The organism is Bacillus sp. GbtcB10 (genome assembly GCF_019091365.1).
GTDB lineage: Bacteria > Bacillota > Bacilli > Bacillales > Bacillaceae > Bacillus > Bacillus altitudinis.
Map to the genome: position 1 here is coordinate 312,596 of NZ_JAGXJP010000001.1, position 25,637 is coordinate 338,232.

Annotated in this window: 32 protein-coding genes; 30 read left to right on the forward strand and 2 right to left on the reverse strand. The window is 41.9% G+C overall.

The window, feature by feature from the left end; genetic code table 11:
• Nucleotides 1–2 precede the first annotated feature (2 nt).
• The 14 genes from KVT11_RS01720 to KVT11_RS01785 all read left to right on the forward strand — a co-directional run bounded on the left by KVT11_RS01720 (nt 3) and on the right by KVT11_RS01785 (nt 10,865).
• Nucleotides 3–1,301, forward strand: a complete 1,299-nt coding sequence (locus tag KVT11_RS01720; protein ID WP_210552464.1) for a PBSX family phage terminase large subunit — start codon at nt 3–5, stop codon at nt 1,299–1,301.
• Nucleotides 1,301–2,821 (forward strand): phage portal protein, encoded by a 1,521-nt coding sequence (locus tag KVT11_RS01725; RefSeq protein WP_210552378.1) that lies wholly within the window; start codon nt 1,301–1,303, stop codon nt 2,819–2,821. The genes KVT11_RS01720 and KVT11_RS01725 overlap by 1 nt, the downstream gene beginning before the upstream one ends.
• Nucleotides 2,818–3,723 carry a phage minor head protein gene (locus KVT11_RS01730; protein ID WP_046343247.1) on the forward strand — a complete coding sequence of 302 codons (906 nt, stop codon included), beginning with the start codon at nt 2,818–2,820 and terminating at the stop codon, nt 3,721–3,723. Before KVT11_RS01725 ends, KVT11_RS01730 begins: the two co-directional genes overlap by 4 nt.
• Before the next feature lie 84 nt (nt 3,724–3,807).
• Nucleotides 3,808–4,632, forward strand: coding sequence for a hypothetical protein (locus tag KVT11_RS01735; protein WP_046343248.1), 825 nt, complete (start codon nt 3,808–3,810; stop codon nt 4,630–4,632).
• Nucleotides 4,633–4,658: 26 nt separating this feature from the next.
• Nucleotides 4,659–5,822: an XkdF-like putative serine protease domain-containing protein gene (locus KVT11_RS01740; RefSeq protein ID WP_046343249.1), complete on the forward strand. Its 1,164-nt coding sequence runs from the start codon at nt 4,659–4,661 to the stop codon at nt 5,820–5,822.
• A gap of 23 nt (nt 5,823–5,845) precedes the next feature.
• Nucleotides 5,846–6,775: a phage major capsid protein gene (locus tag KVT11_RS01745; RefSeq protein ID WP_046343250.1), complete on the forward strand. Its 930-nt coding sequence runs from the start codon at nt 5,846–5,848 to the stop codon at nt 6,773–6,775.
• 5 nt (nt 6,776–6,780) lie between these two features.
• A complete protein-coding gene (locus KVT11_RS01750) occupies nt 6,781–7,146 on the forward strand; it encodes a YqbF domain-containing protein (protein ID WP_046343251.1) in 366 nt (121 codons plus the stop codon).
• 5 nt (nt 7,147–7,151) lie between these two features.
• Nucleotides 7,152–7,544, forward strand: a complete 393-nt coding sequence (gene yqbG, locus KVT11_RS01755) for a protein YqbG (protein ID WP_046343252.1) — start codon at nt 7,152–7,154, stop codon at nt 7,542–7,544.
• On the forward strand, nt 7,541–7,897 hold the full coding sequence (locus tag KVT11_RS01760; RefSeq protein WP_046343253.1) for a DUF3599 family protein: 357 nt from the start codon (nt 7,541–7,543) through the stop codon (nt 7,895–7,897). The genes yqbG and KVT11_RS01760 overlap by 4 nt, the downstream gene beginning before the upstream one ends.
• Entirely contained in the window at nt 7,894–8,400 is a 507-nt protein-coding gene (locus tag KVT11_RS01765; RefSeq protein WP_046343254.1) for an HK97 gp10 family phage protein, read from the forward strand. Before KVT11_RS01760 ends, KVT11_RS01765 begins: the two co-directional genes overlap by 4 nt.
• Before the next feature lie 4 nt (nt 8,401–8,404).
• Nucleotides 8,405–8,860, forward strand: coding sequence for a hypothetical protein (locus KVT11_RS01770; protein WP_046343255.1), 456 nt, complete (start codon nt 8,405–8,407; stop codon nt 8,858–8,860).
• 40 nt (nt 8,861–8,900) lie between these two features.
• Nucleotides 8,901–9,071 (forward strand): YqzN/YkzM domain-containing protein, encoded by a 171-nt coding sequence (locus tag KVT11_RS20965; protein WP_225310411.1) that lies wholly within the window; start codon nt 8,901–8,903, stop codon nt 9,069–9,071.
• 2 nt (nt 9,072–9,073) lie between these two features.
• Nucleotides 9,074–10,420 carry a phage tail sheath family protein gene (locus KVT11_RS01780; RefSeq protein WP_210552379.1) on the forward strand — a complete coding sequence of 449 codons (1,347 nt, stop codon included), beginning with the start codon at nt 9,074–9,076 and terminating at the stop codon, nt 10,418–10,420.
• Nucleotide 10,421: 1 nt separating this feature from the next.
• Nucleotides 10,422–10,865, forward strand: a complete 444-nt coding sequence (locus tag KVT11_RS01785; protein ID WP_034282378.1) for a phage tail tube protein — start codon at nt 10,422–10,424, stop codon at nt 10,863–10,865.
• A gap of 318 nt (nt 10,866–11,183) precedes the next feature.
• Here the strand turns inward: KVT11_RS01785 and KVT11_RS21345 are convergent, their stop codons facing one another.
• The gene (locus KVT11_RS21345; RefSeq protein ID WP_082136068.1) at nt 11,184–11,366 is read right to left on the reverse strand and encodes a putative holin-like toxin; all 183 of its coding nucleotides are present in this window, start codon (nt 11,364–11,366) and stop codon (nt 11,184–11,186) included.
• Nucleotides 11,367–11,425: 59 nt separating this feature from the next.
• Between KVT11_RS21345 and KVT11_RS01795 the strand changes: the two genes are divergently transcribed.
• The 16 genes from KVT11_RS01795 to KVT11_RS01865 are packed head-to-tail and all read left to right on the forward strand — an operon-like array spanning nt 11,426 to nt 24,923.
• Nucleotides 11,426–11,875, forward strand: a complete 450-nt coding sequence (locus tag KVT11_RS01795) for a phage tail assembly chaperone (RefSeq protein ID WP_096881278.1) — start codon at nt 11,426–11,428, stop codon at nt 11,873–11,875.
• Nucleotides 11,876–11,898: 23 nt separating this feature from the next.
• Nucleotides 11,899–12,051: a hypothetical protein gene (locus KVT11_RS20975; protein ID WP_008361258.1), complete on the forward strand. Its 153-nt coding sequence runs from the start codon at nt 11,899–11,901 to the stop codon at nt 12,049–12,051.
• A 3-nt stretch (nt 12,052–12,054) separates the two neighbouring features.
• Nucleotides 12,055–17,031: a transglycosylase SLT domain-containing protein gene (locus KVT11_RS01800; RefSeq protein WP_210552380.1), complete on the forward strand. Its 4,977-nt coding sequence runs from the start codon at nt 12,055–12,057 to the stop codon at nt 17,029–17,031.
• On the forward strand, nt 17,024–17,686 hold the full coding sequence (locus tag KVT11_RS01805) for a LysM peptidoglycan-binding domain-containing protein (RefSeq protein WP_210552381.1): 663 nt from the start codon (nt 17,024–17,026) through the stop codon (nt 17,684–17,686). Before KVT11_RS01800 ends, KVT11_RS01805 begins: the two co-directional genes overlap by 8 nt.
• A gap of 11 nt (nt 17,687–17,697) precedes the next feature.
• Nucleotides 17,698–18,789, forward strand: a complete 1,092-nt coding sequence (locus tag KVT11_RS01810; RefSeq protein WP_210552382.1) for an XkdQ/YqbQ family protein — start codon at nt 17,698–17,700, stop codon at nt 18,787–18,789.
• Nucleotides 18,786–19,067, forward strand: coding sequence for a DUF2577 family protein (locus tag KVT11_RS01815; RefSeq protein ID WP_034282372.1), 282 nt, complete (start codon nt 18,786–18,788; stop codon nt 19,065–19,067). Before KVT11_RS01810 ends, KVT11_RS01815 begins: the two co-directional genes overlap by 4 nt.
• Nucleotides 19,067–19,495, forward strand: a complete 429-nt coding sequence (locus KVT11_RS01820) for a DUF2634 domain-containing protein (RefSeq protein ID WP_217608987.1) — start codon at nt 19,067–19,069, stop codon at nt 19,493–19,495. The genes KVT11_RS01815 and KVT11_RS01820 overlap by 1 nt, the downstream gene beginning before the upstream one ends.
• On the forward strand, nt 19,488–20,531 hold the full coding sequence (locus KVT11_RS01825) for a baseplate J/gp47 family protein (RefSeq protein ID WP_210552383.1): 1,044 nt from the start codon (nt 19,488–19,490) through the stop codon (nt 20,529–20,531). Before KVT11_RS01820 ends, KVT11_RS01825 begins: the two co-directional genes overlap by 8 nt.
• Nucleotides 20,518–21,441 (forward strand): YmfQ family protein, encoded by a 924-nt coding sequence (locus KVT11_RS01830; RefSeq protein WP_210552384.1) that lies wholly within the window; start codon nt 20,518–20,520, stop codon nt 21,439–21,441. Before KVT11_RS01825 ends, KVT11_RS01830 begins: the two co-directional genes overlap by 14 nt.
• A 12-nt stretch (nt 21,442–21,453) precedes the next feature.
• A complete protein-coding gene (locus KVT11_RS01835; RefSeq protein WP_144470994.1) occupies nt 21,454–21,837 on the forward strand; it encodes a phage tail-collar fiber domain-containing protein in 384 nt (127 codons plus the stop codon).
• 17 nt (nt 21,838–21,854) lie between these two features.
• Nucleotides 21,855–22,982 carry a hypothetical protein gene (locus KVT11_RS01840; RefSeq protein ID WP_210552385.1) on the forward strand — a complete coding sequence of 376 codons (1,128 nt, stop codon included), beginning with the start codon at nt 21,855–21,857 and terminating at the stop codon, nt 22,980–22,982.
• A gap of 5 nt (nt 22,983–22,987) precedes the next feature.
• Nucleotides 22,988–23,362, forward strand: a complete 375-nt coding sequence (locus KVT11_RS01845) for a hypothetical protein (RefSeq protein WP_210552386.1) — start codon at nt 22,988–22,990, stop codon at nt 23,360–23,362.
• Nucleotides 23,359–23,502, forward strand: coding sequence for an XkdX family protein (locus KVT11_RS01850; RefSeq protein ID WP_186299636.1), 144 nt, complete (start codon nt 23,359–23,361; stop codon nt 23,500–23,502). Before KVT11_RS01845 ends, KVT11_RS01850 begins: the two co-directional genes overlap by 4 nt.
• A gap of 58 nt (nt 23,503–23,560) precedes the next feature.
• Nucleotides 23,561–23,773, forward strand: a complete 213-nt coding sequence (locus tag KVT11_RS01855) for a BhlA/UviB family holin-like peptide (protein WP_025092921.1) — start codon at nt 23,561–23,563, stop codon at nt 23,771–23,773.
• 15 nt (nt 23,774–23,788) lie between these two features.
• The gene (locus KVT11_RS01860) at nt 23,789–24,052 is read left to right on the forward strand and encodes a phage holin (RefSeq protein WP_046343279.1); all 264 of its coding nucleotides are present in this window, start codon (nt 23,789–23,791) and stop codon (nt 24,050–24,052) included.
• A 58-nt stretch (nt 24,053–24,110) separates the two neighbouring features.
• Entirely contained in the window at nt 24,111–24,923 is an 813-nt protein-coding gene (locus KVT11_RS01865; RefSeq protein ID WP_046343281.1) for a peptidoglycan recognition protein family protein, read from the forward strand.
• Between the two features lie 27 nt (nt 24,924–24,950).
• Here the strand turns inward: KVT11_RS01865 and KVT11_RS01870 are convergent, their stop codons facing one another.
• On the reverse strand, nt 24,951–25,637 hold the full coding sequence (locus KVT11_RS01870) for a hypothetical protein (protein WP_046343284.1): 687 nt from the start codon (nt 25,635–25,637) through the stop codon (nt 24,951–24,953).

The window sequence follows — 25,637 nt, forward strand, 5'->3', positions numbered from 1 at the left end:
TGATGGAGAAGGAAGTCAATCCACACTTTGAAGATTTTCTCTTTGACTGGGATCAGAAGTTTCAGTTCCTAGTGGGTGGTTACGGTTCATCTAAAAGCTATCACATTGCCCTGAAACTCATCTTAAAGTTGCTCGATGAAAAGAGAACAGCCCTTGTGATTCGTGAAGTCTATGACACGCACAGGGATTCAACATTTTCGCTGTTTGAAGAGATCGTGAATGATCTAGGAGTCGATCATGTCATTCAATGCCGGACATCACCGCTCATGCTTAAATTCCATAACGGCAGCCGGATCATTTTCAAAGGTTTGGACAAGCCAGCCAAGCTGAAGTCGATCAACAACATCTCGATCATTTGGATTGAGGAATGTTCTGAGGTTAAGTATGAGGGGTTCAAGGAGCTACTTGGTCGTTTGCGTCACCCGACTTTTGATTTGCACATGATCCTATCAACGAACCCTGTCGGTCAGGATAATTGGACGTACAGACATTTCTTTAAGGATGATCAGAACAACCGCTTCACCCTTGATGACGAGACACTATACAAGGAACGTACTATCGTTATCAACGATACGTACTATCATCATTCTACAGCTGAAGATAATCTTTTCCTTCCGGTTAGTTATATTAAGCAGCTGGACGAGCTAAAAGAATACGATCCCGACCTTTATCGCATAGCCCGAAAAGGTCATTTTGGCATTAACGGAATTCGTGTTCTTCCTCAATTCGAGGTGCAGCCGCATGAAGATGTCATGCTGGCCATCTCAAATATCAATCGGCCTTTGCTTAGAGCGGGAATGGACTTTGGTTTCGTAGAGTCATATAACGCTTTGATTCGACTGGCCGTCGATCACGAAAAGAAATATCTATACATCTATTGGGAGTATTATCAAAAAGGCACAACCGATGATGAAACTGTACAAGAGCTCATAGAATTTGCCAAAACAAAAGAGCTGATCAAAGCGGATGCAGCTGAACCGAAAACCATCGCATACTTCAGGAAGATGGGTTACAACATGGTGGCTGCACGTAAGTTTCAGGGATCACGCTTGCAGTACACAAAGAAGATCAAGCGGTTCAAGAAAATCATATGTTCCGATTCATGTAAAAACACGATCTATGAGCTTCAGCCGCTCACATACAAGACAGACAAGAACGGTAACATCATAGAAGACGAGTTTAAGATTGATCCTCATACCTTATCGGCCATCTGGTATGCGCTTGATGACTATGAGGTCACCGATCTGAAAGAGAAACCAAAAGAGCGGACACGCCCGAACAGAGAAAGGAGGTCACGCTGATGAAAACGGTCAGAGCAACAGTGATGAAAGCCAATGTGTCTGCAACCACTAAGCAGATTTATGAGGATGGATTTAATTATGAGGCTGATGGCGTTATTGAGCCGCCATACAATATCAAGGAGCTCAAACAAATAGCCGAGTATTCTACCATTCTTCAACAATGTATAGATGCATATAAAACAAATATTCTAGGTTTCGGCTTGGGAATTGAATACGTTTTTGACTTCAATGCGGAGAATGCACTAGAAGGAAAGAAAGCCACTGCTGAAAAAGAATGGACGAGGCTTGAGGAGCTTGTGCGATACATGAACTATGATGAATCAGCCGAAGTGGTTCTAGGGTATGTGATAGAAGATCGGGAGCGGACAGGGAATGGCTTTCTTGAAGTTTTACGTAATGGCACAGGGCAACCAGCAGGGATTGAATATTTAGATGCTCAACACATGCGAATATGTAAGACAGGTGATCCTGTCGAGATCGACTTTAAATATACCGATCATGGTCAAGTCAAATCTCTCAAAAGAATGAAGCGGTTCAGAAAGTATGTTCAGCAGATAAACACTAAAAAAGTATTCTTCAAGGAGTACGGCGATCCAAGAACATTGAACGCTGCTACGGGAGAATACAGTGAAGACACCCCTTCTAATCTTGTGGCAAGCGAAGTCATTCACTTCAAGATCGGCAGCGGTACATATGGTGTTCCTCGTTGGATTGGAAACATCGTCAATATGTATGGAGCGCGCAAAGCTGAAGAGCTGAACTATCTGTACTTTAAACAAGGGCGGCATGTGCCGGCTGCAATTACTGTAGAGAATGGAATGCTTTCTGAATCCTCGTATGAACAACTGCAGGAATACATGAACGGCATCGAGGGCTCAGACAATGCACATAAATTCCTGTTACTCGAAGTGGAAGGGATTCCGAAGAAGGATGAGCTATCGAACGATGAAGAGCCGGCTAATGTGAAGGTGGATATAAAATCACTGGCCGAGATTCTCCAGGAGGATGCGCTGTTCCTTGAATATGATGAGAAAACGAGAAACAAGATCCGTTCCTCATTTCGTCTGCCGCCGATCTACACAGGCGAATCACAGGATTATAACAAGGCCACAGCTGACACCGCTCGTAAGACAACTGAAGAACAGGTATTTCAGCCGGAAAGAATGATCATCACTGGCAAGCTCAATACACTCTTTCTTCCTGATCTTGATCTCTGGCATGTGCGGCTTATATTAAATGGTCCAGACTTTCGTGATCCGCTCGAAATTGCAAAGGTCCTTACGCCATTTATTCAAGCAGGAGCGGTTTCACCGAATGACCTGCGTGATCTAGCTGGTCGTATTCTTGGGAAAACATTAGAAGAATGGCCAGAGGAAGAATATCATCGACCAATTGAAGCGAAGCCAAAGGCATCAACTAGCTTGCTTGATACGGTTTTTCAGAAGTCTGCGGGTTCTCAAGAAGATCTGATCCATCTCTTAAAAGATGTTAGGGATGAACTAGAGGAGATTCGCAAATGAGCAAGATCGATCAGCTGATAAAAAACATCAATACCTTTGTAAAGAAAGCCGAGCAAGATGAGGTCAAAGAACTTGAAGCAGCTGTAGCAGATTTCCCTGAGCTGAAGGATGTTCCCTCTTTGGTGGAAGAGTACGAGAAAACTATCGCTAGATTGTTCAGATTGCAACGCAGGACGTTTTTGAATGAACTGAATGGTTTTATATCCAAGGACGATTCGGAGACGTTAGAATCAATTCTAGCGTTCTTTCAAAATGACTTGTTTGCAGCTGATGAATTTGCGGAGCTGTTCGGAAAAGAAACGGCCATATTCTTGACTTTGACTGTCACGCAGCTGGCTGAGAAGATCATGCATTCCATCGATGCAGATATTCCTTTCAAGGTCTTATCTGAAAGAACCACAGAGTGGATTGAATCATGGTCGCAGGAGTTGGCGCAGCTGATGCAGCTGAATACTCATACAGCCATTGAGCAAACCTTGAAAGAGGGTATAAAAGAAGGCCGCTCTATCCAGGAGATTGAACTGCAGTTGAAGGATCTTCCTGAATTCAGCCGGAAGCGTGCACGTGTGACAGCTGTAACTGAAGTGTTAACTGCATCATCTGTCGCTCAACATGAATCGTATGTACAATCCCCGGCTGTAACGGGGAAGAAGTGGAAGCACAGTGGCGGAAAAAAGAATCAATCAAGGGATAGTCATGTGCAACTAGACGGGATGATTATTCCTCTCGATGAAGAATTCGAGATACCAGGCAGCGGAGAGCGGTGCATGTTTCCGAGAGATACACAGCTTACGCCAAAAGAGCGAGTAAATTGTCATTGTGCGGTTGGTCCTGTGGTTGATCCTGTTATTCTAGGATTGTCAGCTGAGGAAAAAGAAAAAATTAGAAGTCAGCCCTTGTAAAAACTTTTTTTCAAGAAAATTCTAGTATATAAATAATTCCTCAATGCAAATTAAGGTTGTATTCAACTTTAAGGAGGATTATTTATGAACAAACTTGAAATTTCTCTGTCTCAAACAACTCTTGATTCATTTATAAAAAGGAATCTAGAGAATTTCAAACAAGAGACTACTTTAAGTGAAGTTATTATTGAACGGTCAGGGGTTAAAGTAATTGGAAATGTGCATATCGAAAAAATAAAAATAAACAATCTTAGTCTAAACGAGCCAAACCTTATTGATTTGAATAATGTTGAGGTTCAATTCAGATTGTTAAATATAGTAATTGAAGTTGACATTGAAAGAATACATGATGAGCTTAAAATAGGGGGAGTAAGAGTATTTAGTTGGGATTTCTTTGGTGCAAACCCTGACATCAGGTTAACTATTGGGCTTGAAGACTTTGTTCAGCCTAATTTTTCTGCAAGCATGAAATGTTTTGTGAATAATAGGGATATTATAGTGGGGTTAAATAATTTTGATCTTCATAGCTTAAATCTACCTAATGATATTGCATCTAGGATACAGAACAATGTTATTGATGAAATGAAGAATTACATTAAAGATAAAATTCCTGGAAAATGGGAAGACAAAATAATAGACATTATTGGCGATTTGGCGAGATATTTACCAATAAGCAACTTGGGTGATTGGATATTGCAACAGATTTCAAATAGTAAGGTCTTAGAAAAATTAATAGAAAAAGCAGTAAGAGATCAAGTGAAAGATGAAGTTGTTTATTCTGTTCCTCCTGCAATCGAATTGGGATCAGGTAATAAAAAAGTGTCAATTGTTTTTGATGAAACTCAACCGTTCAATGTAGAAGTAAAGGAACAACAACTTATTTCAACAGTTAATTTTAAAGATCTTTAAATAAGAGCTTGAAAGGGGGTGAAAATATGCCACGCGAATTGATAAATGCAAAAATCACACACGTTTCATACGTGGACAGGGCTGCTAATCAAAAGCAGTTCTTTTTTATGAAGTCAGAAAAAGAAAATGACTTTGAAAAACAAATCAAAGTCATTGTCAAAGCTGATGATGCACAGCGTCTTGTGTACGGTATTGTATACGAACCAAACGTTGCCGATGCACATGGGGATTACATGACACCAGAAGAGATCGAAAAAGCGGCTCACGGATTCTTGAAAGACGCACGTGAGATCGACAAGCAGCATGATTTCCAAGGCGGTGTCGGGGAAGTCGTTGAATCGTACATTGCTCCGTCTGATTTTGAAATGGGCGATGAAGTTATCAAGAAAGGATCGTGGGTCCTTGTGACAAAAGCATCTGATGAAATCTGGGAACAGATTCAAAAGGGTGAGATCACCGGATACTCAATGGCCGGAACAGCGGATATAGGAAAACAAGAGGATCACAAGCCAGCTTCTGATGAGAAGGGGCTTTTTTCTTTGCTCAAAAACTTCTTTTTATCAAAAGGAGAAGTGAAGAACAGGTACGACAAAGGACGCATGCATCGTGAGTTTTGGGCGGCACAAGATGCCTTGAATTCTGTTTTATTTAAATGGGGTTCTTACGATGATGATGGTCTGGAGACTGATCCTGAAAAGGTTAGGGCAGCACTACAAGACTTTGTGGAAATCACACAAGAGATTCTGCTTACTGATGACTTGGCTGGGATCCAAACTGATCCACCTGAAGAAATCATAAAAGCTGGCCGAAAGTTTTCAGCTGCTAACTTGAATGAGCTAAAAAATGCAAGAGCCGCTATCGATAATCTGTTAAGTCAAGCGGAAGAGAAGGAGGAAGAAGAAGTGAACAAAGAAGATCTGCAAAAAATGCTAGAGGATACAATTGCACCGGTCGTAAAGCGTCTGGATGACCTTGAAAAAGGTGAAGACGAGCAGCAACCTGATCCGCAAGAAAATCAGCCGGATGAAGCTGTAGCAAAAGAAATGGCCGCAGCTGTAGAAAAGGCATTGGCTCCAGTTGTTGAAAGAGTCGAAGCCCTTGAAAAAGCACGTCCGCAAGGTAATGGAGTAGAGGATGCACAACAACAAGACGTACAAAAATCAGAAGCGTTATGGAACGGCTTGCTTTAAGCCGAGAAAAAGGAGGAACTAGAGTGAGAAATCAAGAGGTAATTAACAAAGCGGAAGTAACGCTTGCTACTTTAAAGACAGGCGGTCTCATGAATCCAACCCAATCTAGCACATTTATTCGTATGGTGCAAAATGCACCAACACTGCTACAAGATGCACGTGTCATTCCAATGGATAGCGATGCACAAAAAATCGAGAAAATTGGTTTTGGTCAGCGCATTCTACGTGCTGGTCAGGAAGGTGTAGGTTTAACTAATGAACAAAAGTCTGCGCCAACAACAAGCACTGTGGAGCTGAATGCAAAAGAAGTCATCGCTGAAGTAAATATCACATATGACACACTTGAAAACAACATCGAGGGTGATAATTTACAGAACACCATCATGCAAATGCTCGCTGAGCGTGCAGCCGTTGATATTGAAGAATTGATTTTGAATGGTGATACGAAATCTAGTGATGCATATCTAGCGCAACTTGATGGTATTCGTAAGCAAGCAACATCCCATATCGTAGATGTAGCTGGCGAACCACTTACACGCCAAGTATTCAAACAAGGATACAAAGCTGTTCCATCTAAATATTTGCGTATTCCACAAGAGTTCCGTTTTTACACATCGCCAGGACAAGAAGTCGAGTGGAAAGACAAAGTAGCGGATCGTCAAACGAATCTAGGGGATGCAGCTGTACAAGGTGGGCTTTCTTCTGCATTCGGTGTGCCGGTCAAAGGTATTGCAAACATGCAGTCATATGAAATGGGAGAGGACGGAACAGATGTTTCAGACATCTTATTGACTCATCCGAAAAACATTATCCTTGGCTTCTCTCGTAACATCCGCATTGAAGTTGATAAGGACATCCGCAGACGTAAATTCATCATTGTGTTGACTGCTAAGCTCGACAGCAAATTTGAGGAAGAAGATGCTGTTGCTAAGATCGTCAAGGTCAAGGAGTGATCAACATGTATACAGCGGTTTTGATCAAAGGAAAGACATACGCTGTGAAGGGGCATGTCTTTCATTTAAATCAGGAGAAAGAGATTGAGAAAAAGGTATTTCAATATCTCGATGGCAATGAGTTCTTTGATTGCCAAGAAGTGAAAACTTCTGTTGATGATCCAAAAACGGATGAGCCGGAGAAAGAGGAAGAAGAACCGGTACAAGAAGCAAAAACCTACACTGAAACTGAATTGAAGGATATGAAGAAAGATGGACAAGAAGCCGTTATTGTTGATCTTGGCGGCGATCCGTCTGAGTTCAAAAATGAAGGTGAAAGAATTGCCTTCATCCTTGAAAACCAAGAGCAACAAGAAAAAACAGGAGAGTAAGGCCGATGCTGATCTCTCCTGAAGAAGTTAGGGCGTATACCGTATTCGAGAGCGTGAAAAACCGCTCGGATGAATTATTGAAAAGTGACATCATTGAGGCTGAAGCTGAGGTATTTAAGATCGCAGGTCATGATTTCACAAGTGAAAAATATCAGCCGCTTCCTGAAAAGGCAAAGATCGCATTGATTAAAATGGCGCAGTTCTTCGCACTGATCAACGGCGATGAATCAATTATCAAAGGGTACAAGTCAGAAAAGATTGGTGACTATTCATACACCTTGGCAGATGGTAACGCCGTTTCAAAGCCAGATGTGTATAACCTGTTGATAGATTTCATTGAACCAGGGGAACCGCCAGAAGATCCAGGCAACGTCAAATTAAGGTTGAGATCGCTATGAGCTATCAATCATTATTAACTGATCGATGCGATATATATCACCTGCAGGAAGAACAAGCAGCTGGCAATCACTATGGAATACCTGTCCAAGATGCGCAGCCGGTCTTTTCATATTCTGATGAGCCTGACCAAGTTGATCAAGCATGTTATTTTACGGAGAAAAACCAATCCATCACACAGCAGGAGCCAAACGCAACCATTCACCAATCGTACCTTGTTCATTTTCCTAGTAATGCTGATGTCCGAATAAATGACAAAGTAGTATGGGAAGGCATTACTTTGAAACTGCAAAAGCCTAGGAGGATTAAAAACCATCATATTGAGGTTATAGCGATGAGGAGTGAAAGCCTATGAGGATTGATGGTCTTGATCAGTTCATAGAGGATTTAGATTGGGCGATTGGTGGTGGATTACGTGCCGAATATGAAGAATGGCTTGAAGCGATGGGGTATCAGTTTCTTGACATTGTTCAAGATGAAATTATTCGCACAAAAACGGTTGATGCTAGGCGTCTTCTGAATTCATTTCAAAAGGGAGATCGTGAGAACGTTTTTTCTATGGATCAAGGCGGTCTAACCCTAGATGTAGGGACCAACTTGGAATATGCATCTTACACAAACGATGGCCACTTTACGATTGATCCTAGTAAAAATCAGGACAGACGATGGGTTCCTGGTAGATGGGTTGGGGACAGATTTGAATATGACCCAAATGCCGAAACAGGGATGCTCCTGAAATTTCAATGGGTTGAGGGCAGCGGATATTGGGATAATGCAATAGCCATCTTTGAACAGATGTTTGAACGATCATTGGACCGCAAGCTGCAGCAATGGATCGATGAACGATTTGGACGGTGATTAGATGAATCAAGAAGTCGGCGCCATCATGAATTATTGTTACAAGCAGTTTCCGGTGAAGGTTTACGAAAAGAAAATTCCTGAACAATTTCAGGTCCCATCCATGTACTTTCCAGCAGCATGGGTCAATACAAGGAACGATACTGTGTCAACTTTCCTCAAAACATATACGCTGCATGTTAAAGTGTTTCACAAGGACTCTGGACAGGCTCATGATGCAGCTGAATCGATTGTAGATGCCTTATCAGCGGATCGGAATATCATTCAGATGGTCAGTGAAGAAGGTGAACCGCTTGATGATTATGTCCGCATTAAGAGAGCAGAAACTAGGAATGGTGATCAAGGCGTGGCAACGATTGTCCTCACATGGGATAGTGCCTATTGGTACAACCGAGACGAGCAGCCAAGCCTTGATGACATAAATTTTTCAGATGGGGTGATAAAAAGTGGCCAAGAATAAAAATGAATCACAGGTTAAAGAAGAGAAAGCCGCACCAGTTATTCCGAAGGAACCTGGCTTTTCATTTGAAGCCTTGAAAGAGCACAGCAAGGAATTGTTTGGCGTAAAGCCTGAAATCCTTGAGGGTGCTCTTTTTTATATCAAAGATCAACCAATTACAAAAACAGAAGCAAAGAAGCAGATTGATGCTTTTTTGTCTAAGGAGGTTTAAGCATGAATGGAGGTACTTTTACACCAGGTACAGAGAAAAAGCGTTCTGGTATCTACTTCAATTTCAAAACCACAGCACAGCAGCGAATTACTTTAGGCGATCGCGGCACCGTTGCGCTTCCAATCACAATGAGTTGGGGAGAGCCTAAGACGTTCATCTCTATCTCAGGCATCGAGGACTTAAATAAAAAAGTCGGATTAAACATCGATGACAAATCACTGCTTCTTTTCCGAGAAGCGAAGAAAAAAGCACAAACGGTTCTTTTGTATCGTTTGAATGAGGGGGAACCTGCAAAGGCTCAGATCAGCGAGAATTTCAATGTGCTTGCCAATTATGGCGGACAGAAAGGTAATGAGGTGACAATCCAAGTCACTGAAAACGTATTGGACAGCTCCAAGCGTGATGTGGTGACTTACGTTGGTACAGACATTGTTGATAAGCAGGTTGTCACTGATGTCAAAGAGCTGAAGCAAAATAAATACGTTCAATTTTCAGGTGAAGGTGAAGTGACAATCACAGCTGGCGTAACACTAAGCGGTGGAAAAAACGGTGTGCCAAGCGTGGCAGATTACACAGCATTCCTTGAAGCAGCTGAAACAGAATACTTTGATGTGATCGCTCTGCCTAATAACACTAGCGAGCAATTAAAAGCGACATTTGTGGCTTTCATCAAACGGTTGCGTGATGATCAAGGACGCAAGGTGCAAGGGGTTTTAGCAAACTATTCGGCTGATCATGAAGGAATTATCAATGTCACAAGTGGTGTTTTGCTTGAAGATGGCACAGAGATCACGCCAGCCAAAGCAACAGCATGGGTGGCCGGAGCATCTGCAGGAGCAAACTTCAATCAGTCGTTAACCTTTGTTGAATATGAAGGGGCTGTTGATACGTTAGAGCGTCTTGATAATGATCAAGTGGAATACCGCTTATCACAAGGCGAATTCTTGTTCACGTTTGATGCGAGAGATCGCACAGTGAGCGTTGAGAAGGACATTAACTCCTTAACGACTTATACAACCGAGAAGAACAAGACATTCGCTAAAAACAAGATCATTCGTGTGCTCGATGCGATCAATAATGATCTCACACGTGAATTGAAGGATTTAATTAAATTACGCAAAGCAAATGGCAATGACATTCCGGCATCTGATGACGGGTTGCAGCTGGTGAAAACACTCATCACGCAATATCTCACGCAGCTCCAAGATGGATCTGGAATCACTGGCTTTGATTCTGAAACGGATATCACGATCAGCTTGAATGAAGATCGTGACGGTTTCTTGATTGATCTAGCTGTTCAACCAGTTGATGCAGCTGAAAAATTCTATTTCAATGTAGAGGTGAAATAAGATGGCTTTTAAAGCGCAGAATACCATTTCAGGTAAGGAAGGACGCTTATTCCTCGATGGTGAGGAATTGGCGTTTATTAAAACATTTGAAGCGAACGTGGAGAAAAACAAATCAGAGGTCAATGTCATGGGCCGTCGTATGACCGGTCACAAGACAACCGGTGCGAATGGTACTGGCACAGCGACTTTCTATAAAGTCACATCACGTTTCGTTCAGCTCATGCTGAACTATGTAAAGAAAGGACAAGATCCATACTTCACTATTCAAGCTGTACTGGATGACAAATCATCTGGCCGCGGCACAGAGCGTGTCACATTGTTTGATGTGAACTTTGATTCAGCTAAAATTGCTGGACTAGATGTCGATTCAGAGGCACTTGAAGAAGAGGTTCCTTTCACGTTTGAGGACTTTGATCTTCCTGAGAAGCTGAAAGATTCCTTTTAAAATTTAATCACCATAGAAAATGTAACAAAAGAACTGACTAGTGAGTGTTTTTAAATAAGGTATTTTCACTTTTTTGTACAAATATGATATACTTTTGATAAATGGGATAAATGGGATACATGGGATAATAGTGAACCCACCATTCACCATTCGAGAAAAAACATGTTTACATGCAAAGTGATTTGCATACAATAAAAAGAAGCCAGGATGCGTCAACATCCCGGCAATGTACAATGAGGCCCTTCAAGGGGCTGGCTTATCAATTAGATAGTTTTAAGGATAGACTTTCCCTTCAACCGTCCAAAGCTCAAGGGGAGTCTATTTTTTGTTTATATACGTCAACAAAGCAAGGATAAACATCCCGAATAAAAGCATTAGGGAAATCGCTTGGAACGTTGACATGAGCATCACCCCCTTCCTATCGGGGATGAGCCAGACACCCTTGAGCAAGCCGTTCAATTGTACGTTCTCAATTATACATGAAAAGATTGGAAAGCACATTCAAAAAATGGATGTGCTTTTTTGCATTCAAAAAAACAAATCAAAGGGAGTTTTTAAACATGAGCGAAAAACAAACAAACAACGTATATGATCTTTCATTCTTTATGCCAGGACAAACAGCTGAAACAGAAGAAATCAAATCAATCATTTCAAAGCGCTTTGTTGATAAAAAGGGTGAAGTGATTCCATTCGTATTCAAAGCCATCACAACTGAACGTATTGATGAACTGGAGAAAGAAAACACAACTTACAAGAATGTAAAAGGTCGTGGACGTGTGAAAGACTTAGATTCTCAACGTTTTTACGCACGTATTGCGGTTGAATCAACTATTTATCCTGACTTTAAGTCAAAAGAATTGCGCGAAGCATACAACACCCAAGATCCAGTCGAAGTGGCAAAACGTGTCCTATCTGTCGGCGGAGAATATGCGAACTGGTTAAACAAAGCCATTGAGGTTAACGGTTTTGAAGATGAAATTGAGGACCTTGAAACTGAAGCAAAAAACTAATAAAAGACGGGAACAAAGAGGCTGTGTATCTGTATTACTGCATGCATGAGCTTCATTACTCCCCGTCTGAACTCTTAGAGGTCTATGAAGCGCCAAGGCGTTTCAAGGGCTTTTTGTTTGGGTTAATAGCACATAAATTAGAAGTGCTTGAAAAGGAATCGAAGAAAGGAGGATAAGACATGGCTCGTTTAACAGCACGGTTTGATTTACAAGACCGGATCACGCGTAAATTGCGTTTGATCAGAGGGGACTTAGAACGACTTGATAGATTGCGCCGCAGATCAGAGCGGCCAATTACTTTAAGAATCAGGGACAATGCCACAATTGCATTAAGACGTGTGCAGCGGTTTGTTTTGCGTGATCTTGCTCGAACTTATCAGCTGACGCTTGATGTAAATGATCTGGCCACAAAAGCACTACGAAAGTTCAATGGCTTTGTGCAGCGCAAGATGCCGCGTACTCATAGCGTGTTGATGCGTATTAAAGATCAGGCAACACCAGGGCTTGTCAGGCTGCGTCGTTATATCAACCGTAACTTTGGTAAAGTAGAACGGTTTGCCATAACGGTTCATGATCGTGCGACCGCAGGGATCAAACGTATTGCATCATATGCAGCGCGTCAGCTTGGTCGAGGATACAGCTATACCATTAGAGCCATTGATATGGTCCGACGTACAGTCAGCCGTATAGCGTCTTATACACGGAATACGTTAGGTACTGAATACAGGGTGGCGATCAATGCGATCGATCGTTTCACCGCTCCAGTACGTGGAGCTGTCTCATTTGCAAATACCCATTTAGGACGGACTTACACAACCACAATTAAGGTCCTTGATCTTATCACAAAGCCATTGAGAGGGATCGTATCAGCTGTCACCAGTACACTTGGATTGCTTGGAGTCGGTGCCGGTGCAACAGGTGGTATTGTCGTGCCGCTCAAAATGGTAGCGGATCGACAGAATATGACCACTGCGTTTGAAACTTTGCTCGGAAGCAGGGGTAAAGCAGATGCACGACTGGATGAACTGACAGCATTTGCTGGTCAAACGCCATTTACTCGTGATGAGATTTATGAGTCAAGTCGAGTTCTTCAGGTGTTTACGGGCAATGCCCTTTCTACGACTGAAGGTATGAAGCTAGTCGGGGACGTTGCCGCAGGTGTTCAACGGCCGTTCTCAGAAGTTGCGCTATGGATGGGGCGTTTATATGACGGCATTAAATCGGGGCGTCCTATCGGTGACGCAACGGCAGCGCTTCAGGAAATGGGGGCTATCTCTGGTGATGCCAGGGGTAAACTCGAAAAACTTGCAAAGAGCGGAAAAGACATCAAGCAAACATGGCCGGAAGTTACGAAGGAATTTGGCAAATACAACGACATGATGATCAAAATGTCCGATAACTTGGCCAACTTATTCCTAGGTGTTAAATCATTTATCAATAACAGCATCCTTATGCCTTGGGGTAAAGGACTAGCAGCTGCGTTCCAACCTGCACTAGAAGCATTTAGAACGTGGCGCGGGGAATATTCCTTCGTGCTGACTGATCTATCAAACAAAGCTGAAAAGGCGGGTAAGAAATTTGCTAACAGCTTCCTTGATCCGACAAAGAGTGTTTTCGGATTCATTGGTGATCAATTTAAAATTCTGTTTCCTGGTGAGAAGTTAACCAAAAAGCAGACACAAGAACTCAAAGTGAAATTTAAGGACAACCCTAAGCTGAAGAAGCACTTTGAACAACTAGAAAAATACAGAAAAATGGACTTTGAAACTCGGTGGAAGCTAGTTCTTGATAATACGAAAGACGTTTTTGGCCAATGGTGGGAAAAGACAGGAAAGCCTGGTCTTTTCAAAATGGCCGAGAATGTCGGGAAGACTTACGGCGGCATCATAAACGGTGTTATCAACGGTCTACTTGGTATTGATGACAAATCAACTGAGGACAGTTTTACTGATGCAGGAGCAAAGGCAGGAAAGATATTCATTGAATCGTTTCTTGAAGCTCTTGATCCTGCGCAATTGGGTATTCGTATCGCCAAAAAGATTGGCGAGATCAACTGGAATGCTCTTACTGGAGAAGGATCAATTGCTGGTGCTTTGATTGCCAATGCATTTGCACTCGCATTCCTCGGAAAAGTGGCCACGTTATTAAAGCCGCTCAAATCCATTCTTTCTGGCGCTTTTGCTGCCTACAAATGGGGCAAAGGTTTAAGAGGAGGAATGGGAGCAGGAACGAGCGGTGGTGTAATTGGAGGTTCTGGAGGAGCCGGGCGACCGCCAAGGAACCAACGACCTCCTGAATATCGTCAGCCTTGGATCAATAGAGGGGAGCCGGTACGTCCAACAACGCCAAACCAAGGGCGTGGCGGTGGATTCTTAGGAAATCTCGGTAAAGGTGCAAAGAGTATTGGAAAACGCATTCCTATTCTCGGTACACTAATTGCCGCAACAGAGTTAATCGGTATGAACAATGATAATAAAGGCGAGAAGATCGGTGGGTTCACAGGAAATCTAGGTGGCGGTATTGGTGGAGCCGCAATCGGAACAATGATCGCACCTGGTATCGGAACAGCTATCGGTGGAATCTTAGGAAGCATCTTTGGCGGTGATCTTGGCAAATGGATTGGAAAGATGTTCGATAACGGTACCATCAAGAAAAAATGGGATGAGATCGTCAAATGGTCAGAGGATGCAATCAAGTGGATTAAAGATACATGGAAAGATATTTCAACTTGGTTCAATGACAACGTTGCTGAACCAATTGGTGGTTTTTTTGAAAAAGCATGGACAAAAATTAAAACTACTTGGGAGAAAGTCTCTAACTGGTTCATGGAAAAAGTATTCATACCTATTTATAACTTTGTTGTACCAATCATCAACTTTGTGGTTGGTGTTTTCACCGTTGCTTGGAACATTATTAAAACCATATGGGGTGTTGCATCAACTTGGTTTATGGAAAAAGTGTGGAAACCATATGGTCAATATGCAGTAGAAGCCATTGGATGGGTATGGAATAAACTTGTTGATACATGGAATTGGATCAAAGAGACATGGGGAGTATTGTCTGAATGGTTTAATGAATATGTGTGGACACCATTTAAGACATATGCCATTCCAGCAATCATGTTTATCTGGAATCTATTCAAAGGTACATGGAACTGGATTAAAACAACATGGGTGATACTTGCAACTTGGTTTGATGAGTATGTATGGCAACCGTTTAAAACTTACGCTTTGCCAGCCATTATCTTTATATGGAATTTGTTTAAAAATACGTGGAACTGGATTAAAACCACTTGGATTATACTTGCCAAATGGTTTGATGAATACGTGTGGCAACCATATAAAAAATATGCAGAACCAGCGATTTCCTTTGTGTGGGAGAAATTCCAAGATGCCTGGAGAATTATCAAAGGTATCTGGAAGACAGTGAGTGGATGGTTTGAAGAGAAAGTATTTAATCCATTAAAAAAGCATGCTGAGAACTTAAAAAAGACATGGCAAGGAATCTTTGGAGTTGTAGGAAATGTAGTCGGTAAAATTAAAGAAATCAACGGAAATGTATTTAAATTTTTTGAAAAAACAGGTGAAGAAAAGACAGGGTATAAAAAAATCCCTACTAAGGGGAAAAAGCCAGATCAGAAAGCCACCGGTGGTTATATCACAAAGCCAACACTTTCATGGATAGGCGAAGCGGGGAAAGAGTTTGTCATCCCGACTGAAAACAATAAAGGTCGAGGAAAGATGCTACTTGCTCAGGCTGCTTCACATCTTGGAATGTCCGTAGTGCCAAACGGTTCATCACCTACCTCTCCAGCAAGCTCATCATCTCCTATGAGACCGGCAGCTGCTTCATCAGTTTCCACTTCTGCAAATGGATCAGTATCAATTGGAGACGCAGGCAACGCATCAAAATACGGGGAACAGTTTAGCACTGATTTTGAAAAAGGGTTAAACAGCAAAGTCGTTTCGCTTGAACAGTGGAAACAAGCCAATATCAAGCAACCATTTACTCAAATTCAGACATCGACTCCGCAGTACGGAGCTCAAACTGTCACCGGCTTTGCTGCAGGTCAAAACATGACACCAACTGGCACAGGTCAATTCTTAGATCAAAATGTAAGACAACCTTTCTTATCCGCTCGCCAAGAGTCACCTACATGGGGAGCTGGACTAATTGACGCATTTAATAGCGGTATGAGGTCAAAAGGAAGCGAAGTGACACAAGCAGCCAAGGACATGGCCAAGAAAGTGGAACAAGCTTTCCGCGAAGAATTAGACATTCATTCTCCTTCACGCGTCATGATGAGTCTTGGAAAATTCGCATCGATCGGTGTCGTCAAAGGTCTTGATTCAGTTGACGTGAAGAAATTCGCAGAGAATCAAGCCGGTTCCTTAATCGCTGCGTTTAGCGGAATGGGTGCATCTAACCTGAGTGTTCAACAATGGCTCATGGCTGCTCTAATGGCAACCGGCACATCAATGAGCTGGCTACCTGGTTTGATGACGATCGCGCAGAATGAGTCACGTGGAAACCCGAAAGCGATCAACCTATGGGATTCAAACGCCAAGAGAGGAACGCCGTCTAAAGGATTGATGCAGACCATTGATCCGACCTTTAATTCTAACAAGGCAAGCGGCATGAATGACATCTGGAATCCGATCCATAATGCTGCAGCTGCTATCAATTACATCAAAGGCAGATATGGAAGTGTCTATAATACGCCTGGTCTTAGAAGTATCAGAAACGGTGGACCATATAAGGGTTATGCAAACGGTGGTCTAATAACGCAAGAACAAATCGCTAGAGTCGGTGAAGGAAACAAGCGTGAATGGATCATTCCTGAAGAGCGTGGCATACGTGGTCGCTACTTGTTGGCTCAAGCTGCACAGGCTTTAGGAATGGACGTATACGATCCGGCCACCGCTACATCTTCTGAACTTTCACAAGGGCAGGTGCAAACAGTAACAGCTGGCACAGCAAATGCACCGTCTGCTTCAGGTGGATCAAAACAGATCATCATTAATTTTAATGGTGAGCAGCATTATCATAATGGCCAAGACGCAGAAGGGCTTGCAGAGAAGATCAAACAGATGTTGATTGATGAGTTAGAGAATGAAATCAACACAGGAACGAAGGGAGTCGTGATTGATGGCTAAATCAAAATATCAATTATGGATTTCGCAAGGGAAGGACAAATTACGATTCCCTGTTCTTCCTGAGAAATTGGAACTCAATAACAACGTACAAAATGAATCTATAAAAGTTGCAAAATTTGGCGAGCTCACATTCTTGGATGTACCAGGGGCTCGCCAAATTTCATTTACAGCCTTTTTTCCCAAGAAGTATACACCGATTGCTGAATATAAAAGTATTCCTTCACCAGAGAATGCGATCGCCAAAATAGAGCGATTCATGAAATCAAAAAAACCTGTACGCTTTATTGTCACAGGGACCAAAATCAATATGCAATGCAGCATAGAAAGCTTTAACCACAATGAAGGTACGTATGATGTCGGGGATCGTGAATTCACGCTGCAGTTAAAAGAATACAAAACCGCATCACCTAGAAAAATCAAACGGAAAGCCAAAAAGAGCAACAAAAAACGCAGCTCAAAAGGTGCACCAAAAGTGTACACCGTTAAAAAGGGTGATACCTTGTGGGATATTTCTGGCCGTTTCTATGGTGATAGCACAAAATGGCGGCGCATTTGGAATGCGAATAAAGCCGCGATGATCAAAAGAAGTAGACGCAATATTAGACAACCAGGGCATTGGATTTTCCCTGGTCAAAAATTAAAAATACCACAATAGGGGGGCTGACATTGATTGAGCTTTTTGCCATCAGAAGCGGGACCATGTACGAGCTTGTGACAGAAAGTGTGACACTTCGGGGGCAAAGGTATCAGGCCCCTCGCTCAATACAAGCAACTATCGTGACTAAACAGGGTTCACAAAAATATTACAGCATCAAAGAGGGTGACACGGTTTTTTTCAAGTGGAAAGGAAAAGAGCTTTTCAGAGGAACAGTGTTTGCAAGAACGCCGAAGGACGAAAAACTCACTTTTACTGCTTACGACATGCTTCAGTATTTGGTGAAGAACCAGGATGTCTATGTCTTTGCAAATAAGAGAGCTGATCAGATAATGAAACGGCTTGGTCAAGATTTTCAGATCCCGATGACGTCAATCGCTAACACTGGCCATGTCATTAAATCACTTGTATTCAAAAACGATACAAGCCTATATGACATCATCTTGCAGGCTCTCAGGGAAACAAAAAAGCAAACAGGACGTAACTATCAAATCTATTCTGCTAAAGGAAAGATGGGGCTGAGAGCGTGGCCTGATCCGTCCGAAGTATGGGTCATTGAATCAGGCGTGAATCTCATTGATTATCAGTATAGCACCTCGATTGAGGAAACAGCCACACGTGTAAAGATGAGAGCGACACATGTGGAAAAAATTAAGGTGCTGAAGAAGGAAAAAAAGAAATCAAAGTCTACAGACAAAGAGAAAGATAAGAAAACGGCCAAACCAACAAAGCCGAAAACTGTTACGCAAAAGAAAGAGATTGAGATGCTGGCTGTGGCGAATGATAGTGCTGCTAGAAGTAAATACGGCATCCTTCAGCACGTTGAAAGAGTGTCAGGAGAGATCAACCAAGCACAGCTGCAAAAGAGAGCAGATGTCCGACTGGCTCAAAAGAAAGGCGTAAAAAAAGAGCTGAAAAGCATTCAAGCTCTAGGTATTCCTGGATTACAAAGCGGTATGCCAGTACGCATTATCATTCCTGATATCGGCATTAAAAAAACGTACTGGATCGATCAAGACAGCCATGAATTTAAAGGAACCAAACACACCATGACGATCGATGTCGTTGAAAAGAATACAATCCCAACGGGGAATCAGTCATGAAACTAAGCGAGGCAATTAAGCGATTGGCTGTCGATGCTGTGGATGCACAATCGCCAATGGAATTGATACTCGGTGATGTTGTGTCTGTTTCTCCTCTTAGTGTTAGGCTCAACGAAAATGACAAACTCATCATTCCTGAAGAACTCTTTATCTGGCCAGCCCGATTAGATGAGGGGGAAGATGATGAGCTAGAAGAAGGCGATAGTGTCATGGTCCTTGCGATGACAGGCGGTCAGATGTTTTATATCTTAGATAAAGTAGTAGGAGGTGGTTCATGATGGCACTCTCTCCAGAAGAAGAAATTGAGGATTTGGATGAGGAAGAAGAGGATATTGTTGAACCTTCGACCACCTATCGCATTGACTTCACATCTGGCCGTCTAACCAATGAAAAGATTAATGGTCTCGATGCCATTCGCCAATTCGTCTATATGGCCCTAAGAACTGAACGATATTCGCATGTTGTTTATAGCCATGACGTAGGATGCGAAGTGCAGGAAGCTGTTTCTGATGAAGAATCAACGGACGAATACAAAGAGATGGAGATTCCGCGGTTGATAGAAGAGGCTCTTTTAGTTGATGAAAGAATTGAAAGTGTGCAAGATTTTGAGATCACTAAAGAGGGGGCAGCCTTTAAGGTGATATTTGAAGTGGTGACAGATGAGGGAACCTTGGAGATCGAGGAGGTGATTGGCGAAGATGTTTGAAGAACAGTCATATGAAGCCATCATGGAGCGAATGCTGGAACGAATACCTGATGAAATAGATAAGAGAGAAAACAGCGTTATATGGAATGCGTTGGCTCCTGCAGCTGCGGAACTTGCTCAATCTTATATATGGCTAGATCAGGTATTCGATCTTGTCTTTGCAGATACAGCGCAGGGAGAATTTTTAGATAGACGAGCTGCTGAAGTGGGGATCACTCGTAAAGCGGCCACAAGTGCTGTATGGTCCGTTGAAGTCTCGCCTGAAGGTATTAGAATACCAACGGGATCAAGATTCTATATCGATAATCTGTACTTTCAATATCAAGACGGCACGCTGAAGTGTGAAACAACTGGTGCTGTAGGCAATGGGAATTTTGCAGAACTGCCGCTTCTATCACTTGATAACATACCAGGGCTGGAGTCTGTCATATTTGAAGAATTGAAGATACCAGGGCAAGAGGAAGAAGACGATGAAGCTCTTTATGAACGGTACTTGATGAGGGCAAGACGTGAAGCTGTCAGTGCCAACAAAGCTCACTATAAAAAGTGGGCTGAAGAAGTAGAAGGAGTTGGCAGGGCAAAGGTTTTTCCTCTTTGGAACGGAGAAGGAACGGTCAAAATTGTCATCACAGATGGTAATTTTGATGTTGCGACGGATCTGCTCGTCAATAAAGTGCAAGAGTACATTGATCCGGTTCCAGGAGAAGGGGAAGGCCAAGCACCAATCGGGGCTACTGCCACCGTTGAAAGCGCCAAGTGGAAAGATGTTGAGGTGTCCGTATCGGTGGAGCTTAAAATGGACTATTCACTTGAAGATGCTCAACAAGAAATAGAGGAGAAGATCAAGGCTCTCCTAAAATCACTTGCTTTCGAGGAAAATGTGATCAGAATGTCAGCGATCAATGACATTTTATATCATGCGGATAGTGTATCGGACTATTCGAATGTCTTGGTCAACGGTGAAGCCAAAAACTTGCCCCTCCAAGACATTGAAATCCCGCGTCTAGGGCAGGTGATCGTCAATGAGCAAATATGATGATATGAAAGCCTATCTACCTTCCTATCTAACGGAAATCACTGAATTTGATGAATTAATGAAATCAGAAGCTCCTGAAATGGAAAGGCTAGACGATTCTATTTTTGATATGACTGATCAGCTTTTTCCGATCACTGCCACGTGGGGGCTTAATAGATGGGAAAGGATGCTGAAGGTGCAGCGTGAGTCAGGTGACTCGATTGAATTGCGAAGGGCACGTATTTTGAATCTCATGTCCAACATTCCACCGATCACATACGCATCTTTAGAAAGGGCTGTGAATCGCTTTCTGAAGAATCCTAGCGCAGTGGTTCGTCTAACAACTGGCCGCTATCATTTTTCCCTTCGTGTTAATTTGGATGACCTGCAAAACACCAGGTATATTGTAGAAACGTTTGAAAACTTGAAGCCAGCTCATTTGGCTTACAAATTCACAAGCGTTCATCACACAGACGTTAACGAAATAAAAGATTATCATAACCGGCTCACACTGCGCAGCAGAGTGGGCTTTTTTGATCACATCCCGATTCTGTTAAATGGAGAGTTTTTACTTAATGGCACTTTTTATTTGAGTGGATCGCGCAATTCAACTGACATTCCTGTTCGATTTAGGCAGTCTTTAAAATTGGCCATGAAACTAAAAAAAGAAATGAAAGTTTCTGGCCGTACAAGATATGTCATGGTAGGAGCCATAAACGAAACGGATCAACAAGCAGCTCTTACACTTCGATCTCGTTTCAAACACGTAAATAAAGAAAAAAGGAAAGTAACATTCCGCATGGCTGCTCATGTATCAAATGAGCAAAGCGGAAGTGTAATCATTAAGCAGAAATATTGGACGCTTGATGGCTCAGTACCGCTAGACGGTTCAAAATATCTAGCTGCCACGTCTAAACAAATAGATTTATAAAGGAGGATCATTATGGCTGATCAATTAACCGTTACAACGCTTTATGCTCGCCAACAAATGGCGAAGGCTAGAGCGGAGGGAACGAAGCTCACGAAAGTGGTCAAGATGGCTTTTGGGAATGGTGGGACGAAAGATGGCAAGCCAATCTCTCTGGATGGAACAGAACAAGAGTTAAAGAGTGAACTTGTTCAAAAAGAAATTGATTCGTTTACTTTCATGGAGCCAGCAAAAATCCGCTATACCTGCACGATCGCCGAAGGAGAACTTGCAGGAGAAGTAATCAATGAATTGGCTCTAGTTGATGAAGATGGAAAGTTTACGGCGATCCGCACCATGACAGACAAGCAAAAAGACGGTGACATTGAATTCATCTTTGAGATTGATGATATTTACTAGGAAAGGAGTGCTCATCGATGGATATTAAATCTCCTAAAGTGTTTGAAACAAGTGACAAGGCTCATGCGGATCTGTTCAATGACATGGTTAAAGTGTTGCTTGAAAATGATACTGGACTGTTAGATCAACTTGGTGGCCATATTGGCGATACTAAGCCGCATGCATCTGAATCGGAAAAAAAGAAATGGGATGAATCGCAGATATATAAGATCACAGCTGATGACGGCAAATACTTGATTTCTGTTCCTGCTGACAAAAATATTTTTGATGCGATCAAGGACAAGGGAACCTGTACTTTTATCGCTTCTCCAGGTGTAGAAGATTCCCCTGCACCCAGCAATGCCTATTTGAGAGGTATTCAGACGGTGGGCCAAAACAACATCGGAACCGGTTTTGCGGTAGACACGTCAGGTAATGCCTATTACTTCTACTATAATTCTAGCCATATATCTATCACTTGGACGCAGCTACCGTCAGTTGCTGAAAGGAATAAATGGAATAATGGTCAGTTATATAGACTCACACCAGACGACGGTAGAGTGGCAAGACTGCCAAACGGTACTGATATATTCACCTTACCGACAGGTCCATACATGGGAGCTCAATTATTAAATCTTCCTGTAGATAATGATCAGAGCTTTTATTACATTGAGGTTTTAGAAACATCCCATATATCAAACGGTGAAATTCTCAAAAAGATAACTGCAACAAGATCGTTTGATAATAAAACTTGGATCGGTACTTTTCATACAAAAGGTTTTATAGGATGGGAGAGGATTATAACTAGTGGAGATGCAAAACTCGACTGGAAGTTTCCGACTATCAGAAATGGATGGAAAACATATAAGTCTGAGGTCAATAATGACTATCGGGTTCGCGTTGCAAAGGATGCGATGGGAATTGTTCATGTTACAGGAGCCATCGCAGGTGGGACACTTGGGGATGTACCTGCCTTTACGTTACCAGAAGGATGTGAGCCGCCTTTCCCACTCTATAATGTTGGGATCGCTTCTAGTACCGGTGGTTTTAAAGGACCTCAATATAGTAGGCAGTATATTGCAACAGATGGCCGATTTTGTATACAAGATACCACGAGTAATAAAGACTTCATCGTGGTGAATTGCATGTTTAAAGCAAAGGGGTGAACCGTATGAAACCTATATACGCCTATGATGAAAATTTTAAGTATATACCTGGTGGGGATAAAGAAATACCCGATGACGCTGAAATTCCAGAGGGGTTTACAGATGTACAACCTCAAGAAGGGTTATATATAGCTGAATACAATCCCACAAGTAAGACATGGAGTGAGTCAGCAACCCAGGAGTACATTGATAGCTTACAAATAGAGCAACCACCGGATGATATAGATTTATTAAAACAGCAAAATGCGGTCTTAACTAAACAATTGACTGAACTGACAAAGGAAGCAGCTGCAGCTAAATTACGTGAAGCACAAATGGCAAAACAATTGGCTCAACTCATGACTGAGATACAGGAGTTGAAGGGTGGTGAAAAATCATGATATATCCAACAGTTGCGGATATAAAGCAATTTTGGGACTGGCAGTGTTACGGTCCTGAAGACATTGCCTTTTATGTAGAAATCGGTTGGATTAACAAAGAAGATTATCAAGAAATAACGGGAGAACAGTACGAAGCCTAAAAGGGCTTTTTATTTTGCCTTCTTTAAGGGGGTGGACAAAGTGAGGTAGGTGAGTATGGTGGAAATGGATTTGGCTCAATATCTGATGACACAAGGACCCTTTGCGGTTCTTTTTTGTTGGGTTTTGTTTTACGTATTAAACACAACAAAGGAACGAGAAAACAAGCTCAATGAACAAATCGAAGCGCAAAATGAAGTGTTAGCAAAGTTTAGTGAGAAGTACGACGTAGTAATCGACAAGCTCGATAAAATTGAACGGAATTTAAAATAATAGGAGGAAACAATTATGAAAAACTTCGACAAAGGCACTGTGATCCGTACAGTGCTTCTTTTTATGGCATTAATCAACCAAACTTTAATTCTATTTGGCAAGCCAATCTTGCCGATCAGTGAGGACCAAGTCACTTCGTTGGCTGAGACATTGTACCTTGCCTTCTCAATGGTCTTTACGTTAGTAACAACTCTTGTCGCATGGTTCAAAAACAACTATGTGACAAGTCGAGGGAAAGCCCAAAAAGAAGCGCTGCAACAAAAAGGATTAACGAAGTAAGGAGCTGCCATGAGGTGGCTCTTTTTATGTTTAATAGACCAAAAAGGAGACGATGAACGTGGTAAAAATCATTAAAGATTATATTCCGAAAAGCAACAAGAACCGTCCTGGCAACTACATGAAGCCTTTATATATTACGGTCCACAATACTGCTAATACTAAAAAAGGAGCAGACGCAGCTAATCACGCTAGTTTTGTTAAGCGATCTAGCACGGGGGTAAGCTGGCACTTTACTGTGGATGAAAATTGTATCTATCAGCATTTGCCGCTAAACGAAAACGGTTGGCATGCGGGAGATGGTCGGGGAACCGGCAATATGAGATCAATTGGTATCGAAATTTGTGAGAATGCTGATGGGGACTTTGAAAAGACAGTTGAGAACGCCCAATGGCTAATTCGTCAGCTGATGACTGAGCAAGGCATTCCATTGGCCAACGTTGTGCCACATAAGAGATGGAGCGGAAAAAATTGCCCTCGAAAGCTGCTTAATCGCTGGGACAGCTTCAAAGCGGGTATTGCAATCGCTCATACGAGTAAAAAGGCAACAGCAAAGCCTGTGAAAGCAACACCTGTCAAAAATACACCATCCAAGCCAATAGCGAGTAAGCCTAAAAAATCGTTTAACTTGCCATCTGGCATCATTAAAGTAACAAAGCCTTTGACAAAGGGCGCTGGAGTAAAAGCATTGCAGGAAGCCCTGGCTGCTGTATATTTCTACCCTGACAAAGGTGCAAAAAATCATGGGATTGATGGCTACTATGGACCAAAAACTGCTAATGCGGTCAAGCGGTTCCAGATTATGCATGGACTTGTTGCTGATGGTATTTATGGGCCTAAAACTAGAGTGAAACTTAAATCATTATTAAAATAAGGACGAGCTCATCCGTTTGGATGAGCTCTATGTTAATTCTTTTATTTTGAGCTTGAAAATATTATAAAGTCTTTTTCCAAGAAGATAATTTAATTCTTGTTTACGTCTATAGAAAGAATTCTCTAGAATGCCGGGATAAACAATGATTAGCAATTCAATCATACTACTTAGGATATTTTTAATGTTAATAATAACAGTCTTTAAAACTTGTAGAGTGAAATCATCATTTTGAATCGTTTCACAAAAATATTTATGAATATTATTGTGAGCTTTTATATTGCTATGAACTACTAAACAACATTTTCCATACTCTCCAGATAGATAATCGAAAAGCTGCTTAGTTCTAACATCCGTAGCGAATTGCGTTGTATTTTCTCTAAACAATTCATTAATTCCAGTCTCATCCGAATTACCGAGCTTCAGCATACATCTATGAAAATTCTCTAAAAGCGATCTAAGAACAAAATTGTAATATCTTATAGAATTGCTACTAGATAATGAGTGCATTAAAGAAAGTAAATCATGAAAAAATGAACTTCTATAATGATTTGATGGTAAGTGATCAATAACTGTTTTTGAAACAATTATTAATTTTGAGATTGATACCAATTCTGGTTGTTGGGGGAGGGGCTTTTTTGAACACACCAGGGCTAAAAAATTATTTATTTCAGCTTTTAATTCAGGTATTGCTTGAGAATTTATAGTTAATTCCAT

What these genes read in the sequence shown, in the direction of transcription:
- KVT11_RS01720 (WP_210552464.1), top strand. Translation starts at nt 3, where the DNA reads ATGGAGAAGGAAGTCAATCCACACTTTGAAGATTTTCTCTTTGACTGG.
- KVT11_RS01725 (WP_210552378.1), top strand. Translation starts at nt 1,301, where the DNA reads ATGAAAACGGTCAGAGCAACAGTGATGAAAGCCAATGTGTCTGCAACC.
- KVT11_RS01730 (WP_046343247.1), top strand. Translation starts at nt 2,818, where the DNA reads ATGAGCAAGATCGATCAGCTGATAAAAAACATCAATACCTTTGTAAAG.
- KVT11_RS01735 (WP_046343248.1), top strand. Translation starts at nt 3,808, where the DNA reads ATGAACAAACTTGAAATTTCTCTGTCTCAAACAACTCTTGATTCATTT.
- KVT11_RS01740 (WP_046343249.1), top strand. Translation starts at nt 4,659, where the DNA reads ATGCCACGCGAATTGATAAATGCAAAAATCACACACGTTTCATACGTG.
- KVT11_RS01750 (WP_046343251.1), top strand. Translation starts at nt 6,781, where the DNA reads ATGTATACAGCGGTTTTGATCAAAGGAAAGACATACGCTGTGAAGGGG.
- yqbG (WP_046343252.1), top strand. Translation starts at nt 7,152, where the DNA reads ATGCTGATCTCTCCTGAAGAAGTTAGGGCGTATACCGTATTCGAGAGC.
- KVT11_RS01760 (WP_046343253.1), top strand. Translation starts at nt 7,541, where the DNA reads ATGAGCTATCAATCATTATTAACTGATCGATGCGATATATATCACCTG.
- KVT11_RS01765 (WP_046343254.1), top strand. Translation starts at nt 7,894, where the DNA reads ATGAGGATTGATGGTCTTGATCAGTTCATAGAGGATTTAGATTGGGCG.
- KVT11_RS01770 (WP_046343255.1), top strand. Translation starts at nt 8,405, where the DNA reads ATGAATCAAGAAGTCGGCGCCATCATGAATTATTGTTACAAGCAGTTT.
- KVT11_RS01780 (WP_210552379.1), top strand. Translation starts at nt 9,074, where the DNA reads ATGAATGGAGGTACTTTTACACCAGGTACAGAGAAAAAGCGTTCTGGT.
- KVT11_RS01785 (WP_034282378.1), top strand. Translation starts at nt 10,422, where the DNA reads ATGGCTTTTAAAGCGCAGAATACCATTTCAGGTAAGGAAGGACGCTTA.
- KVT11_RS21345 (WP_082136068.1), bottom strand. Translation starts at nt 11,366, where the DNA reads ATGTGCTTTCCAATCTTTTCATGTATAATTGAGAACGTACAATTGAAC.
- KVT11_RS01795 (WP_096881278.1), top strand. Translation starts at nt 11,426, where the DNA reads ATGAGCGAAAAACAAACAAACAACGTATATGATCTTTCATTCTTTATG.
- KVT11_RS01800 (WP_210552380.1), top strand. Translation starts at nt 12,055, where the DNA reads ATGGCTCGTTTAACAGCACGGTTTGATTTACAAGACCGGATCACGCGT.
- KVT11_RS01805 (WP_210552381.1), top strand. Translation starts at nt 17,024, where the DNA reads ATGGCTAAATCAAAATATCAATTATGGATTTCGCAAGGGAAGGACAAA.
- KVT11_RS01815 (WP_034282372.1), top strand. Translation starts at nt 18,786, where the DNA reads ATGAAACTAAGCGAGGCAATTAAGCGATTGGCTGTCGATGCTGTGGAT.
- KVT11_RS01820 (WP_217608987.1), top strand. Translation starts at nt 19,067, where the DNA reads ATGGCACTCTCTCCAGAAGAAGAAATTGAGGATTTGGATGAGGAAGAA.
- KVT11_RS01825 (WP_210552383.1), top strand. Translation starts at nt 19,488, where the DNA reads ATGTTTGAAGAACAGTCATATGAAGCCATCATGGAGCGAATGCTGGAA.
- KVT11_RS01830 (WP_210552384.1), top strand. Translation starts at nt 20,518, where the DNA reads ATGAGCAAATATGATGATATGAAAGCCTATCTACCTTCCTATCTAACG.
- KVT11_RS01835 (WP_144470994.1), top strand. Translation starts at nt 21,454, where the DNA reads ATGGCTGATCAATTAACCGTTACAACGCTTTATGCTCGCCAACAAATG.
- KVT11_RS01840 (WP_210552385.1), top strand. Translation starts at nt 21,855, where the DNA reads ATGGATATTAAATCTCCTAAAGTGTTTGAAACAAGTGACAAGGCTCAT.
- KVT11_RS01845 (WP_210552386.1), top strand. Translation starts at nt 22,988, where the DNA reads ATGAAACCTATATACGCCTATGATGAAAATTTTAAGTATATACCTGGT.
- KVT11_RS01850 (WP_186299636.1), top strand. Translation starts at nt 23,359, where the DNA reads ATGATATATCCAACAGTTGCGGATATAAAGCAATTTTGGGACTGGCAG.
- KVT11_RS01860 (WP_046343279.1), top strand. Translation starts at nt 23,789, where the DNA reads ATGAAAAACTTCGACAAAGGCACTGTGATCCGTACAGTGCTTCTTTTT.
- KVT11_RS01870 (WP_046343284.1), bottom strand. Translation starts at nt 25,637, where the DNA reads ATGGAATTAACTATAAATTCTCAAGCAATACCTGAATTAAAAGCTGAA.